At 70.0% G+C, this 14,215-nt stretch carries 16 protein-coding genes and 1 pseudogene; 10 read left to right on the top strand and 7 right to left on the bottom strand.

The annotated features are described in order from the left end of the window. A pseudogene (locus tag VN520_RS01665) lies at positions 1-217 on the top strand (ATP-binding protein); the annotation flags it as partial. 187 nt (positions 218-404) lie between these two features. Here VN520_RS01665 and VN520_RS01670 read toward each other — a convergent pair. Together VN520_RS01670 and VN520_RS01675 are read right to left on the bottom strand one after the other, a co-directional pair. Further along, a complete protein-coding gene (locus tag VN520_RS01670) occupies positions 405-608 on the bottom strand; it encodes an acyl-CoA carboxylase subunit epsilon (RefSeq protein WP_325745015.1) in 204 nt (67 codons plus the stop codon). 70 nt (positions 609-678) lie between these two features. Then, positions 679-2,262, bottom strand: coding sequence for an acyl-CoA carboxylase subunit beta (locus VN520_RS01675; protein WP_325745016.1), 1,584 nt, complete (start codon positions 2,260-2,262; stop codon positions 679-681). A gap of 589 nt (positions 2,263-2,851) precedes the next feature. On the opposite strand from VN520_RS01675, the gene VN520_RS01680 reads away from it, so the two are divergent. Next, a complete protein-coding gene (locus tag VN520_RS01680; RefSeq protein ID WP_325745044.1) occupies positions 2,852-4,063 on the top strand; it encodes a glycoside hydrolase family 64 protein in 1,212 nt (403 codons plus the stop codon). Positions 4,064-4,169: 106 nt separating this feature from the next. On the opposite strand, the gene VN520_RS01685 is transcribed toward VN520_RS01680, so the two are convergent. Beyond that, positions 4,170-4,694, bottom strand: a complete 525-nt coding sequence (locus VN520_RS01685; protein ID WP_325745017.1) for a hypothetical protein — start codon at positions 4,692-4,694, stop codon at positions 4,170-4,172. A gap of 237 nt (positions 4,695-4,931) precedes the next feature. Between VN520_RS01685 and VN520_RS01690 the strand changes: the two genes are divergently transcribed. Then, positions 4,932-5,546, top strand: coding sequence for a YceI family protein (locus tag VN520_RS01690; RefSeq protein ID WP_325745018.1), 615 nt, complete (start codon positions 4,932-4,934; stop codon positions 5,544-5,546). Positions 5,547-5,609: 63 nt separating this feature from the next. On the opposite strand, the gene VN520_RS01695 is transcribed toward VN520_RS01690, so the two are convergent. From VN520_RS01695 to VN520_RS01705, 3 genes are read right to left on the bottom strand one after another with little or no spacing between them, the layout of a single operon-like run. Beyond that, a complete protein-coding gene (locus tag VN520_RS01695) occupies positions 5,610-6,257 on the bottom strand; it encodes a class I SAM-dependent methyltransferase (protein WP_325745019.1) in 648 nt (215 codons plus the stop codon). Next, a complete protein-coding gene (locus VN520_RS01700; RefSeq protein WP_325745020.1) occupies positions 6,254-7,294 on the bottom strand; it encodes an NAD(P)/FAD-dependent oxidoreductase in 1,041 nt (346 codons plus the stop codon). The genes VN520_RS01695 and VN520_RS01700 overlap by 4 nt, the downstream gene beginning before the upstream one ends. A 15-nt stretch (positions 7,295-7,309) precedes the next feature. Further along, positions 7,310-7,756 (bottom strand): ATP-binding protein, encoded by a 447-nt coding sequence (locus VN520_RS01705; protein WP_325745021.1) that lies wholly within the window; start codon positions 7,754-7,756, stop codon positions 7,310-7,312. A gap of 112 nt (positions 7,757-7,868) precedes the next feature. Here VN520_RS01705 and VN520_RS01710 point away from each other — a divergent pair, with 112 nt between their 5' ends. The 6 genes from VN520_RS01710 to VN520_RS01735 all read left to right on the top strand — a co-directional run bounded on the left by VN520_RS01710 (position 7,869) and on the right by VN520_RS01735 (position 12,345). Beyond that, positions 7,869-8,699 (top strand): helix-turn-helix transcriptional regulator, encoded by an 831-nt coding sequence (locus tag VN520_RS01710; RefSeq protein WP_325745022.1) that lies wholly within the window; start codon positions 7,869-7,871, stop codon positions 8,697-8,699. Then, complete coding sequence (locus VN520_RS01715; RefSeq protein WP_325745023.1) at positions 8,696-8,950, top strand: DUF397 domain-containing protein; 255 nt, start codon at positions 8,696-8,698, stop codon at positions 8,948-8,950. The genes VN520_RS01710 and VN520_RS01715 overlap by 4 nt, the downstream gene beginning before the upstream one ends. Further along, positions 8,950-9,195, top strand: coding sequence for a DUF397 domain-containing protein (locus VN520_RS01720; RefSeq protein WP_325745024.1), 246 nt, complete (start codon positions 8,950-8,952; stop codon positions 9,193-9,195). The genes VN520_RS01715 and VN520_RS01720 overlap by 1 nt, the downstream gene beginning before the upstream one ends. 93 nt (positions 9,196-9,288) lie before the next feature. Continuing rightward, complete coding sequence (locus VN520_RS01725) at positions 9,289-9,444, top strand: hypothetical protein (protein ID WP_325745025.1); 156 nt, start codon at positions 9,289-9,291, stop codon at positions 9,442-9,444. Positions 9,445-9,688: 244 nt separating this feature from the next. Next, positions 9,689-11,065 (top strand): cellulase family glycosylhydrolase, encoded by a 1,377-nt coding sequence (locus tag VN520_RS01730; RefSeq protein WP_325745026.1) that lies wholly within the window; start codon positions 9,689-9,691, stop codon positions 11,063-11,065. 197 nt (positions 11,066-11,262) lie between these two features. Next, positions 11,263-12,345, top strand: coding sequence for a cellulose-binding domain-containing protein (locus tag VN520_RS01735; RefSeq protein ID WP_414719750.1), 1,083 nt, complete (start codon positions 11,263-11,265; stop codon positions 12,343-12,345). Positions 12,346-12,396: 51 nt separating this feature from the next. On the opposite strand, the gene ppk2 is transcribed toward VN520_RS01735, so the two are convergent. Then, entirely contained in the window at positions 12,397-13,347 is a 951-nt protein-coding gene (gene ppk2 / locus VN520_RS01740; protein WP_325745028.1) for a polyphosphate kinase 2, read from the bottom strand. A 251-nt stretch (positions 13,348-13,598) separates the two neighbouring features. Between ppk2 and VN520_RS01745 the strand changes: the two genes are divergently transcribed. Then, a complete protein-coding gene (locus VN520_RS01745) occupies positions 13,599-14,186 on the top strand; it encodes an MSMEG_1061 family FMN-dependent PPOX-type flavoprotein (protein ID WP_325745029.1) in 588 nt (195 codons plus the stop codon). The last annotated feature ends 29 nt before the right edge of the window (positions 14,187-14,215 follow it).

The following is a 14,215-nucleotide window of genomic DNA, read 5'->3' on the forward strand; positions in this document are numbered from 1 at the left end:
CCCCGCCGTCGACTACTTCGAGAACAGCGGCCTCCCCTTCGTCATCGCCCTCAACGGCTTCGACGGACACCAGCCCTACACACCCGACGAAGTACGCGAAGCCCTCCAGATCGGCCCGGACACGCCGATCCTCACCACGGACGCCCGGCACCGCGCGGACGCCAAGAGCGCTCTGATCACCCTGGTCGAGCACGCCCTGATGGCCCGCCTGCGCTGATCCCGCAGCCGCACGGCGAAGGCTCCGTACTCCGCGAAGGAGTACGGAGCCTTCGCCCGTACGGAGCCCGATGAGGCCCGTGCACGCCCGTACAGGGCCCGTGCAGGCCCGAATGGGGCCCGGGAACGCCTCAGCGGCCGTCACGGGGCCCACCGGGCCCTGTGACGGCCGCTGAGGCCGCTGTGCTTCAGCCCTGCCAGCTGTGCGGGGCGCGGAAGCCGGGGGTGCGCTCCAGGCGGCGCCATCCGGCGGTGCTGCGGCCCCGGTGGGCGGGCGCGTCGGGCCGGGCGGCCGCGCGGGCGAGCAGGACCGCGGTGATGGCGGCGAGCTCCTCGGGGCCGGCCTGGCCCTTCACGACGCGAAGGACCGAATCGGCGGGGGTGGCAGTCATGGCGTCTCCGTCTTCTGTGCAGGTGGTCGCGGAACGCGGGCAGGGGCCGGGGCGGCCTCTGCGGCCGCGACTACTGCGGGGGGTTGCCGTGCTTGCGGGACGGCAGGTCCGCGTGCTTGTTGCGGAGCATCGCGAGCGAGGCGATCAGCACCTCGCGCGTCTCGGCGGGGTCGATGACGTCGTCGACCAGGCCGCGCTCGGCCGCGTAGTAGGGGTGCATCAGCTCCGCCTTGTACTCCTTGACCATGCGGGCCCGCATGGCTTCGGGGTCCTCGGCGTCGGCGATCTGCCGGCGGAAGATGACGTTGGCGGCGCCCTCGGCGCCCATGACGGCGATCTCGTTGGTCGGCCACGCGTAGGTGAGGTCGGCACCGATGGACTGGCTGTCCATGACGATGTACGCACCTCCGTAGGCCTTGCGCAGGATCAGCGAGATCCTCGGCACGGTCGCGTTGCAGTACGCGTACAGCAGCTTCGCGCCGTGCCGGATGATCCCACCGTGCTCCTGGTCGACGCCGGGCAGGAAGCCGGGTACGTCCAGCAGAGTGATGAGGGGGATGTTGAAGGCATCGCACATCTGGACGAACCGCGCGGCCTTCTCGGACGCCTCGATGTCCAGGACACCGGCCAGCGCCTGCGGCTGGTTGGCCACGATGCCGACGACCTGCCCGTCGAGCCGGGCCAGGGCGCAGACGATGTTGCGCGCCCAGCGCTCGTGGACCTCCAGGAAGTCGCCGTCGTCGACGAGCTCCTCGATGACCTTGTGCATGTCGTACGGACGGTTGCCGTCGGCCGGGACCAGGTCCAGGAGGGCGTCGCCGCGCCGGTCCGCCGGGTCGTCGCTCGGGACGACGGGCGGGTTCTCCCGGTTGTTGGAGGGGAGCATCCCGATGAGGTAGCGGACCTCGGCGATGCAGGTCTCCTCGTCGTCGTACGCGAAGTGCGCGACGCCCGAGGTCTCGGCGTGCACGTCGGCGCCGCCGAGGCCGTTCTGGGTGATCTCCTCGCCGGTGACCGCCTTGACGACGTCCGGTCCGGTGATGAACATCTGCGAGGTCTCACGGACCATGAAGACGAAGTCGGTGAGCGCCGGGCTGTAGGCCGCGCCGCCCGCACACGGGCCGAGCATCACGCTGATCTGCGGGATGACACCGGAGGCGCGGGTGTTGCGCTGGAAGCTGCCGCCGTAACCCGCGAGCGCGCTGACGCCCTCCTGGATGCGGGCGCCCGCACCGTCGTTGAGCGAGACCAGCGGTGCACCGGCCGAGATGGCCATGTCCATGATCTTGTGGATCTTCGTGGCGTGGGCCTCGCCCAGCGCCCCGCCGAAGATCCGGAAGTCGTGCGCGTAGACGAAGACCGTCCGGCCCTCGACCGTGCCCCAGCCGGTGATGACACCGTCGGTGTACGGCTTCTTCGCCTCCAGGCCGAAGCCGGTCGCCCGGTGCCGGCGCAGCTGCTCGACCTCCTTGAACGACCCCTCGTCCAGCAGCAGCTCGATGCGCTCCCGCGCCGTCAGCTTCCCCTTGGCGTGCTGCGCCTCGGTCGCCCGGTCACTCGGTCCGCGCCGGGCCTGCTCGCGCAGCGCCAGCAGTTCGGCCACCCGGCCATGCGTATCGCTCGGCTCGCCCGCGATTTCGTCCACAACGGTCATACGTCGACCCTACGAACCCGGCCGCGGAAACCAGCCGTCCACACCGGACAGTCTCCCGCCCCGTTTCCTGGTGGCACCTGACAGAAGCCGGGCGCCGCTCCACCCATCTGCCAGCCCAGAGGGGCATCGCGTTGTAGGGGTGCGACAAAACAAGAGCTGTGGCCCTCGCCACACAACGGATCGCGCGCCACGCCGCGAATCCACCGGGGCGGACGACCGGGCACATCGCGAGGGTAGGGGCCGGGCCCGGATTCCTGCATCCGCGGCCGCGCGCCATGATGACGGCCCGTCGCCCAGGACCGCGCCGCGCAGAGGGCGGGGAGAACGGACGGCACCCGCCTTCGGCCTTCGTCACTCCATGCATGCACCGAGGGACCAGACGTGGCCAAAACCCTTCGGGAGGCGTTGAGTTGTGAAGAACGGCAGTTTCTTGAGAGCGCTCTCAGTCATAAGTGTTGACGCTCACCGAAGCCCTCGCGAGAGTGGTGCGCACCGCAGACGGCCCCACCGGCCCGCCTCCCCGGGCCATCCCCTGACCCCTGTCTGCGACCCCCCACACCTCGGGAGTCCCTTCGTGATTTCACGCAGAATGTTCCTGACGGGCGCCGCCGCCTCCGCGACCGCGCTCACCTACCCCCTCTGGGGCAGTGCCCTGGGCCCGCGTGCGTCGGCGGCCCCCGCGACGTGCGAACTGGCGCTGGAGAACCGTTCGTTGCCCGGCACGGTGCACGCGTACGTGACCGGCCACGAACAGGGCACGGGCCGCTGGGCGCTCCTGCGCCCCGACGGGAGCGTCTACCGCCCCGAATCCCCCGGCGCCCCGCAGACCCCGCTGCCGGTGGACTGCGCCATCCCGCTGAGGGCCGCGGGCGCCGGACCCGTCGTGCTCACCCTGCCTCAGATGTACGGGGCGAGGGTCTACTTCGTACGCGACGGCAAGCTGGACTTCTACCTCAACCCGGGTCCCTCCCTGGTCGAGCCGGCCTTCGCGACCCCCGCCGACCCGAACTACGGCAGGACCTGGTCCTTCTGCGAGTTCACCTTCAACCCGCAGCAGCTGTACGCGAACATCAGCTACGTCGACCTGGTGACGGCGCTGCCGATCGGGCTGACCCTGGAGGGGGACGGCACGCACACGGTGGCCCCGCTCCCGGACGGCGCGGTCCAGCGCATCGCCGACGACCTCACGGCCCAGGCGGCCTCCGACGGGCAGCCCTGGGACGAGCTGGTCACCCGGGGCCCGGACGGGCGGGTCCTGCGGGTCGTCTCGCCGCAGAACCTGATGGCGCCGTTCTTCGACCGGCCGGACCAGATGCCGTTCCGGGACCTGTTCACCGCGCAGATCGACGAGGTGTGGGAGAAGTACCGCTCCACCGACCTGCGGATCGACCTGCAGGGCGGCCGGGGCACGCTGGCGGGGCGCGTCAGCGGGGACACGCTGACCTTCCAGGGCGGTCACACGTTCGTCAAGCCGACGTCGAAGGACATCTTCACCTGCAATCACGGCCCCTTCACGAACAACCCCGGGGACTCCGACGACAAGAAGGCGCTGCTGGCCAGGATCGCGGCGGGCTTCAACCGCTCGATCATGCTCAGCCACCCGCAGCAGCCCAACGGCACCACCGTGGCGGACTACTACAAGGGCGCGGTGACCAACCACTGGTCGCGCGTCGTCCACGCGAACTCCCCGATCGGCTACGCGTTCCCCTACGACGACGTACGCCCGGACGGTGAGCCGGACGTGTCGGGAGCCGCCCACGACGGCAATCCCCGCCGCTTCACGGTGAGCGTGGGCTCCTGACGCCGGACGGTGTCGCGAGGGGTGCCCCCGTCCGGGAGCTCGAGTTCCGGTGGACGGGGGCACCTCTGTGCGCGGGGCCTGCGTACGGGGAGCCGTGCGGGGGAGGTCAGCAGCCGCCGCAGTTGTAGTACGTCACGTCCCAGTGGTTGCCCTCGTCCGCGTAGATGTTGCCGGAACCCGACCGGTACTGGGGGGCGCCGTCGCCCCGCACGCCGATGTAGGTGAACGTGCCCTTCACGTAGTTCGTCAGGCAGGTGCTCTTGCCGAAGTCCAGCTTGTAGCCGTTCCAGTGCGAGTACGTGCCGCCGGCGTGCCCGGTCTCGGTGCCTCCGGTGATGTTGAGCGCGCAGCCCGTGGCGCTCTTCAGCGTCTGGGCGCCCTGGGCGCTGGACAGGTTGAGCTGGTCGAAGGACGTGCAGGTGGGGACGTTCCGGTTGGAACAGCCGCCCGAGGACGACCAGGTGATCCCGGAGGAGCTGAAGCGGGAGGTCGCCTGGGAGTGGGTCAGCTTGGTGACGGCGTGGGCCTCGGTGGCACCGCTGCCGAGGATGCCGACGCCGGGCGCGAAGAGCGCGCCGAGGACGAGGGCGAGAGCGGTGAGAGCCGAGCGGAGCCTGGGGCGGGTCAGCATGGGGGAAGTCCTCCTGCTCATGACAAATAGGGGCGAGGAGATAGTGCCCCAGCTCTACGCGCGTCCGCCAGGGGGCGGCGGTGGGCGGTGCGGCGGCTTCCGCGATTTCCGGACCGGCCTGGACCCTTGATGTTGAATTTTGAACAAAGGGGGTCTACAGTCAATCTCGTTGAAGGTTAAACCAAATGTTCGACGGTCCGCCCCCGCACCCGCCGGACCACGTCCCGAGGAGGAGCCATGGCTCTGTTCACCCGCAAGAACACCGCCCCGTCCACCACCGCCGCCCTCGCCGTGGACCCGGCGCTGGCGGCTCTGACCGGCACCTACACGATCGATCCGGCGCACAGCAGCATCGGCTTCACGGTGCGCCACGCCATGGTCACCAATGTGCGCGGCTCGTTCGGCGACCACGAGGGCACGCTGGAGCTGGACGGTTCCGACCCGGCCAACTCCTCCGCCTCCATCGACGTCAGGATCGCCAGTGTGGACACCGGCATCGCCGACCGTGACGGGCACCTGGTCAGCGGCGACTTCTTCGACGCCGAGAAGTTCCCCCTGATGACGTTCCGCTCCACGCGGGCCGAGCAGCTCGGCGGTGACACCTACCGCATCACCGGCGACCTCACGATCAAGGACGTCACCCGCCCGCTCTCCATCGACCTGGAGTTCCACGGCTCCGCCACCGACGTCTACGGCAACGAGCGCGTCGGCTTCGAGGGCACCGCCGACATCCTCCGCTCCGACTGGGGTCTGACCTGGAACGCCGCCCTGGAGACCGGCGGTGTGATGGTCAGCGACAAGGTCAGGCTGACCTTCGACATCTCCGCGATCAAGGCCGCCCCGCAGGCCTGACGTCCACGGACCGAGAGCGCCCGCCGCTTCTCCCCTTCCGGGGAGGACGGCGGGCGCTCGGCGTCACCGGGCGGCCGCGGCCCGGCGGCGGAGCTTCAGGGCGTTGTCCGTGCGGGTGGTGGGGTTGCCCTCGGGGTCGTTCTGGATCCGCTCGTGCTCCTCGCTGAGCAGCACCTCCCACGCCCCCTCCGGGAGTTCGAGGGACGCGAGGACCTCGTCCGTCGTCGGGAACACCATTTCGGGGTGCGGGTTCTCCTCCCACGCGGGGAAACCGGCGTGGCCGACGATCAGGAGCACGCCGCCGGGTGCGACGGCGGCGGCGGCCCTGCGCAGGATCTCCTCACGCGGCAGGTCACCCATCGAGTGCAGGAACTGGGCGGAGACCAGGTCGTACTCCCCCTCGGGGAACGAGGTCCCCAGGTCGTGCCACTGCCAGTCGATCCGGTCGGTGACACCGGCTTCGGCCGCGTGGACCGCCGCCCGCTCCAGGGCGACGCGCGAGATGTCGGTGGCGGTCACCTGCCAGCCCCACCGGGCGAGCCAGACCGCGTCCGCGCCCTCGCCGCACCCCAGGTCGAGGGCACGGCCCGGCTTCAGGCCCTCCACTTCACGGACGAGGACGACGTTGGGGTTGCCGCTCCAGATCCGGTCGCTCTCGCGGTAGCGGTCGTCCCACATCTCGGCGTCGGTACGGGTGCTGTCGGTGGTCATCGTGAGGTCTCCTGAAGTCCGTGACGGCGGTCGCCGAGCACACGCTCGGTGACCTGGCGCTCGGCCTCGGCCGAGAAGGGTGCGCGGCGGGCGTCGACCGCGCGGCGGGTGTCGTCGGTGACGAGGTCCATGTTGATCATCGAGGCCGCCCTGAGCCCGGCTGCCGCCGCTCCGACGACCTGCTCCATGAGGTTGGCGACGTTACCGGCCACCCACACGCCCGGCACCTCGGTCGCCCCGGAGGGGTCGGCCGCGATGTACGTACCGACGACGTGGCCGCCCACCTCCATGTCGGTGGGCCGGAGGCCGAGGCTCTCCAGGACCGCCGAGCGCGCGGTGAAGCGGGGCTGGACCACGAGCGCCCGGCGCGGGATCACCGTGCCCTCGGCCAGCCGCACACCGGTGACCTTGCCGCCGGCCACCTCCAGCGCGGCCACCTCGCCCTCGACCACGGAGATGCCCCGGGCGGCGAGCTGTTCGTACTCCTCGTCGCTGTAGTCGGGCTGGTCGTTCCGGAACAGCACCACGTCGTCGGTCCACTGCCGCCAGAGCAGTGCCTGGTGCGGAGCCATCGGGCTGCCCGCCAGGATGCCGACGGCCTGGTCCCGCACCTCCCAGCCGTGGCAGTACGGGCAGTGCAGCACGTCGTCGCCCCAGCGCTCGGCGAGGCCCTTCACGTCCGGCAGCTCGTCGGTGATCCCGGTGGTCACGAGCAGCCGGCGGGCGTGCACGGTGTTCCCGTCCTCCTGCACGACCCGGAAGCCGTCGGGCAGCTTCTCGGCCGAGACGACATTGCCCTGGACGATCTCGGCGCCGTAGTCCGCCGCCTCGGCCCGGCCGACGGCCAGCAGCTCCAGGGGCGGGATGCCCTCCCGGCCCAGATAGTTGTGCGCGTGGGACGCGGGCGCGTTGCGCGGGCTGCCCGCGTCGATCACGAGCACGGAGCGCCGGGCCCGGGACAGGGCGAGCGCCCCGCTCAGCCCGGCGGCCCCACCGCCGATCACCACTACGTCGTACCGCTGGTTCATGTCGCTCATGCGGAACACCTCCTGTTACGGGAGATGGTGCGCGCACGGCGCCGTTTCGACAAGCTTGCTTGCCGAAACGGCAAACTCGCACCACACGGTCTTCCCCGGGTCCTGCTCCCTCACCCCCCACACATCGGCGAGCGCCCCGACGAGCGCGAGCCCGCGCCCGTATTCGGCGAGGGGCCCGGGGCGCACGGACTCCTGGACCTCGCCGGCCCCGCTGTCGTGCACCTCGACCCGGAGCACGCTCCCCCAGGTGAGCCGGACACGGAAACCCCTCCCGGGCGGGACGCCGTGGACCAGTGCGTTGGTGGCCAGTTCGCTCACGCAGAGCAGTACGTCGCCGAGGTCCACCTCGCACGCCCAGTCGAGCAGCGCCGCACGGACGAACTGGCGCGCGAGAGGGACGGACCTGCGCTCGCGGCGGTAGAACGCCTCGCGGAACGTGTCGAGCTGCGTTGATTCATTCACGGGACGACTGTCACAGAACGTGACTACTGTTGTTCACCGCGTCAGGTCGTACACCGTGTTTGTACGAGAGCTGACGGGTCCGGCGGGGTTCGCGTACGGGGAAGGGCACCTCATGCACTCGGCGAAGAAGAAGCAGAAGAACAAGCGGGTCACGTCCTGGCATGTGATCGGCGCGCAACTGGCCGCGTTCCGCCGCGCGGCCGGGCTGACGCAGGCGTCACTGGCCGACAAGTTCTGCGTGGGCGAGGACACGATCGCCTCGATCGAACAGGGCCGCCGGGCACTCCAGGCGGACTTCGCGACGCAACTGGACGAACTGCTGGAGACCAAGGGGGTGTTGGGGGTCGCGGTGGCGAAGGTGCCGCAGAAGGAGCGGTTCCCGGCGTTCGTGCAGGACTTCGTGGAGTACGAGCAGGAGGCGGTGACGCTGCTGTCGTATCAGAACCAGGTGGTACCTGGGCTGCTTCAGACCGAGGCGTACGCGCGCTTCGTCTTCTCTTGCCTCTATCCGCCGATCGAAGCGGAAGAAGTGGAGGAGTGGGTGTCCGGGCGACTGGATCGGCAAGCGCTGCTGGAACGCAAGCCCCGTCCGATGCTGCATTTCGTGCTGGAGGAGAGCATCCTACGTAGCCAGATCGGAAGCTCCTCCATACTGCGGGAGCAGATCCAACACCTGCGAAGGTGCATGGATCTTCCCTTTCTGGGACTACAAATCATGCCCATGACGCTCCCGAAACACGCAGGCCTCGCAGGACCAATGGTGCTCCTGGAAACGCCTGATCACGATCATCTCGCGTATATCGAAGGGCAGCGCGTCAGCTTCCTCCACGAAGATCCAGACGACGTCAGCGTCTTGCAACAGATGTATGGGATGCTGCGTTCGCAGGCGCTTTCCGTCGAGAACAGCGCGCGCCTACTGGACGACTTGCTTGGAGAGTCATGACTCGTGCAGCACGTGGCACAGCCCTCACCTGGTTCAAGTCCAGCTACAGCAGTAGCCAAGGTGGCGACTGCCTGGAAGTCGCCTACGACTGGCGCAAGTCCAGCTACAGCGGCGACCAGGGCGGCAACTGCGTCGAGGTCGCCGCCCACCCCGCCGCCGTCCACATCCGCGACTCCAAGGTCATCGGCGGCCCCGTCCTCACCGTGCCCCCGGCCGCCTGGGCCGCGTTCGTCAGTGCCACCAACCAGTGATGAACACACGCGGCACAACCCTCACCTGGTTCAAGTCCAGCTACAGCAGCGACCAGGGCGGCGACTGCCTGGAAGTCGCCTACGACTGGCGCAAGTCCAGCTACAGCGGCAGCGAAGGCGGCGACTGCGTCGAGGTCGCCGCCCACCCCGCCGCCGTACACATCCGCGACTCCAAGATCACCGATAGCCCTGTCCTCACCGTGCCCCCGGCCGCCTGGGCCGCGTTCGTCGCCTCCGGCGTCTGAAGGTCACGCACGGCCGTTCCGCGCACTCACTCCCGGATCATCGAACGGGCGGCACCCTGACAGGGGCGCGCGACAGGGAGGAAGGGCCCAGGTGTGGAGAACCTCCACCTGGCCGCACAGGGCGACGGCAGTTTCCGGCCACACGGAGTGGTGACACTGGTCGTGATCACTCTCGGGTGCGCCTTGATCGGGATCTGGCGGACCCGCAACGCGAAAAAGGAACGCCAGTCGGGCGAGCAGGAACCGTGAGTGTCCGGCCGCACCCGGCGCAGGGCGCGGAAGCGCCGCCGAAGGGGTGGAACGCCCTCCGGTGCTGACGCCCGTGGGCCGGCTGCCGGTGCGCCGGGTCCGCAGCCGCGCTTCCCTCCTCCTCTTCACCAAAGCCCGTCAGACGTCTATCCGCGCATCGACACACCGGTGTACGGTCTCGCCCCGATGGACCTTGGGAGCGCTCCCACCCCCACAGTCTCCGCTTCACACGAGGAGAAACGCCATGAAACGCCTGCTCGCCTTACTGGCGACCTGCGCAACAGTCCTGGGCCTCACGGCAGCGACAAGCCCTCAGGCGACGGCCGCCGCCGCCGGCTGCAAGGTCGACTACACCGTCACCAGTCAGTGGTCGGGCGGTTTCCAGGCCGGAGTGAAGGTCACCAACCTGGGCGCCCCCGTCACCGGTTGGAAGCTCGGGTTCACCATGCCTGACGCGGGACAGAAGGTCACCCAGGGCTGGAACGCCACCTGGTCGCAGTCCGGCTCGGCGGTCAGCGTCGTCGGCCTCGACTGGAACCGCACGCTGGCCACCGGCGCGTCCGCGGACCTGGGGTTCACGGGCACCTTCACGGGCGCCAACCCGAAGCCCACGGCGTTCACACTCAACGGCGTCGCCTGTACGGGCTCCGTCGAGGAAGAGCCCCCGCCCGTCCCGGGCGACGGCACCCCGGTGGACATCAACGGCCAGCTCCACGTCTGCGGCGTGAACCTGTGCAACCAGTACAACCGCCCCATCCAGCTGCGGGGCATGAGCACGCACGGCATCCAGTGGTTCGACCAGTGCTACAACTCCGCATCCCTGGACGCGTTGGCGAACGACTGGAAGTCGGACCTGTTCCGCATCGCCATGTACGTGCAGGAAGGCGGTTACGAGACCAACCCGGCGGGCTTCACCAGCCGTGTGAACAGCCTGGTCGACATGGCCGAGGCCCGTGGCATGTACGCAATGATCGACTTCCACACCCTGACGCCGGGCGACCCGAACTACAACCTCGCGCGTGCGAAGACGTTCTTCGCGTCCGTCGCCGCCCGCAACGCCGGCAAGAAGAACGTGATCTACGAGATCGCCAACGAGCCCAACGGCGTGAGCTGGTCGGCCATCAAGAGCTACGCCGAGCAGGTCATCCCGGTGATCCGGGCCGCCGACCCGGACGCCGTCATCATCGTCGGCACGCGCGGCTGGTCCTCGCTGGGAGTCTCGGACGGCTCCAACGAGAGCGAGGTCGTCAACAACCCCGTCAATGCGGCCAACCTCATGTACGCCTTCCACTTCTACGCCGCGAGCCACAAGGACAACTACCGCGCCGCGCTGAGCCGGGCGGCCTCGCAGCTTCCGCTGTTCGTGACCGAGTTCGGCACGGTGAGCGCCACCGGCGGTGGAGCGGTGGACCGGGCGAGCACCACGGCCTGGCTGGACCTGCTCGACCAGCGGAAGATCGGCTACGCGAACTGGACGTACTCCGAGGCCGATGAGGGCAGCGCGGCGTTCAGGCCCGGCACGTGCAGCGGCAGCGACTACAGCAGCAGCGGTGTGCTGACCGAGTCCGGGGCACTGCTCAAGAACCGGATCAGCACTCCCGACAGCTTCCCCACGAGCTGACCTTCTGCGGGGCTCCGGCCGGGCCGGAGCCCCGCCCCGACGACGGGGGCCGCTCCCTCCCGTCGTTCCACCTCTTCCGCACTCCCTCGCCCCCTGCCTCGGAGGATCACGTGCGCGTCCCTCTCCCCCGATTACTGCGCCTGCCGTGGACGGCGGTCCTGACGGCCTTCGTGCTGCTGGCGTCCGGCTTCACCGCGATGTCCGCCAGCGGTGCGGAGTCCGGCTGCCGGGTCGATTACACGGTGAACAAGTGGACCGGCGGTTACACCGCCCAGATCAAGGTCACGAATCTCGGCCCGGCGCTCGACGGCTGGCGCCTGACCTGGACGTACACCGGCGACCAGCAGGTGACATCGGCGTGGAACGCGGCGGTCACCCAGACCGGCCGTTCCGTCGTCGCCGCGCACACGGACTGGAACGGCGCACTCGCCACGGGCGGCAGCGCCGACTTCGGCCTCCAGGGAACCTGGCGCTCGGCCGATCCCGCGCCCGGTGACTTCGCCCTCAACGGCACGCCGTGCGGCGGTGACGGCACCCCGCCGCCGACCACTCCCCCCACGACACCGCCTCCCACGACTCCTCCGACCGGCGCGGACTGCGGCGGCGCGGTGATCTGCTCGGACTTCGAGGACCAGACCGGCCCGGCCCCGTCCGGCGCCTGGCAGTTCACCGCACCCGACTGCCAGGGAACCGGTACGGCTGCCGTCGACACGGCTGTCGCGCACAGCGGCAGCAGGTCCCTGCGGGTCGACGGCCGGGCCGGTTACTGCAACCACGCCTTCGTCGCCTCCACCGCGGACCTGTCCTCGGTCGGTCCGGTGATGTACGTACGCATGTGGGTGCGGCACACCACCGCGCTCCCGTCCGCCCACGTCACCTTCGTCTCCCTGCCCGACTCCTCCCAGGGCGGGCGCAGCCTGCGCGTCGGGGGGCAGAACGGCGCCCTGCAGTGGAACCGGGAGACCGACGACGCCACCCTGCCCGCGCAGAGCCCGGCCGGCGTGGCGCTGAGCAGGCCGCTGCCGACGGGCAGCTGGCAGTGCCTGCGGTTCGCGATCGACACGACGGCCCCCGGTCTCGACACCTGGCTCGGCGACGAGCAGATCCCGGGCCTGCACGCCGACGGTGTCCCCACCCAGGACATCGACCAGCAGTGGCTCGTCCGCACCGCCCCGCCCCGGCCCACCGCTCTGCGGCTGGGATGGGAGAGCTACGGGACGGGTGACGACACCCTGTGGTTCGACGATGTGAGCGTGGGCTCCGCTCCTCTCGGCTGCTGACCGTCCGTCCGTGGCACCGGGCCGCTGTCCGCCCCGGTGCCACGGACGGGATCACGGGTGCTTCCCCGGCCCCTCGGTGTTGGGTGCGAGGCGGGTGGGCGAGAGGGCGGTGTCCTCCTCGCCCGGCTCCAGCAGGGTGGCGGCGGCGCCCACGATGAGGGGGTCCGGCTTGCCGACGACCTCGGCGTCCCTGGAGGCGTAGTCGATGCGTGCGAGAAGGCTGCGCATCGCTTCGAGGCGGGCCCTTCGCTTGTCGTTGCTCTTCACGACGGTCCACGGCGCGTGCTCGGTGTCGGTGGCGCGGAACATGTCGATCTTCGCCGTGGTGTAGTCGTCCCAGCGGTCGAGGGAGTCGACGTCCGTGGGTGAGAGCTTCCACTGGCGCACGGGGTCGACCTGGCGGATCGCGAAGCGGGTGCGCTGCTCGGCGCGGGAGACGGAGAACCAGAACTTCACCACGATGATCCCGTCGTCGACGAGCATCTGCTCGAACTCCGGGCACTGCTTCAGGAAGAGTTCGTACTCGGGCTGGGTGCAGAAGCCCATGACGCGTTCGACCCCGGCCCGGTTGTACCAGGAGCGGTCGAAGAAGACGAGCTCGCCGGGGGCGGGCAGGTGGGACACATAGCGCTGGAAGTACCACTGGCCCCGCTCGCGGTCCGTGGGCTTGTCCAGGGCCACTATGCGCGCGCCACGCGGGTTGAGGCGCTCGGTGAAGCGCTGGATGGTGCCGCCCTTGCCGGCCGCGTCCCGCCCCTCGCAGACCACGACGATCCGCGCCCCGGTCTCCTTGGTCCACCGCTGGAGCTTCAGCATCTCGATCTGGAGTATGCGCTTGACCCGCTCGTACTCCGCGCGGCGGATCTTGCGGTCGTACGGGTAGTTCTCCCGCCAGGTCTTGATCGGCCTGCCCGCCTCGTCCAGCAGGATCGGCTGCTCCGGCCTGCTGGTGTCGACGGTCAGGCCGTCCAGCAGCTGCTTCTCCACCCGGTCGCGGTCCATCGGCCCCAGCCTCCCGTGTTCACGGCCCTCGCCACCAGGTGGTGCGGGGCGCGGGGTGAGTCACCCCGCCTACTCCATCTTCTCCGGGAAGAGCGAAACAACCTCGTCCGGCGCGGACGGCCGGCGGCGCCGGGCCGGTGCCGCTTGCCGCCCCCGCAGCGAGGCACATCCACACGCCTAAGTAAGGTAAGCCTAATAATGCGTCCGGGCCGGCGCTCCGCTGCTGTGCCCCCATGAGGTCGGAGAATCCCTTGTCGAACGCCGCACCCGTGGCAGCCACCGCGTACGCCCCCTCGGTGGCCGGTGACCCCCTGGCCGGGGCGGTGCCCCTCCGGTCGGCGGAGCAGCTGCGCGAGATCCTGGGTGAGCCGTGGCCGATCGTCATCGACAAGGTGCACGACGAGCTGACCGAGGGCGACCTGGACCTCCTGGCCCGTGCGCCGTTCTGCGCGGTGTCGACCTCCGACGCCGACGGCAACTGCGACACCTCCCCGCGCGGCGGCGCCCCCGGCTTCACCCGCGTCCTGGACTCGCGCACCCTCGCGCTGCCCGACCTGCCGGGCAACCGGCGCGGTGACAGCTTCCACAACATCCTGTCCAACCCGCACGTCGGCCTGCTCTATCTGATACCCGGTGTGATGACCGTCCTGCGGATCAACGGCCGGGCCCGCATCCTCACGGACGCGCCCTTCTTCGACGGGATGGCGGTGAAGGGCCGGCGCCCCGACCTGGCCCTGGTCGTGGAGATCGACGAGATCTACCTGCACTGTTCGGCCTCTCTCAAGCGCTCGGGCGTGTGGGCGCCCCGGACGTGGGAGGGGGCCTCCGAGGAGGCCTGACCGCCCGTCCCGGACCGCAGCGGGACGGG

It is taken from the genome of Streptomyces sp. (assembly GCF_035563135.1).
Classification (GTDB): Bacteria; Actinomycetota; Actinomycetes; order Streptomycetales; family Streptomycetaceae; genus Streptomyces.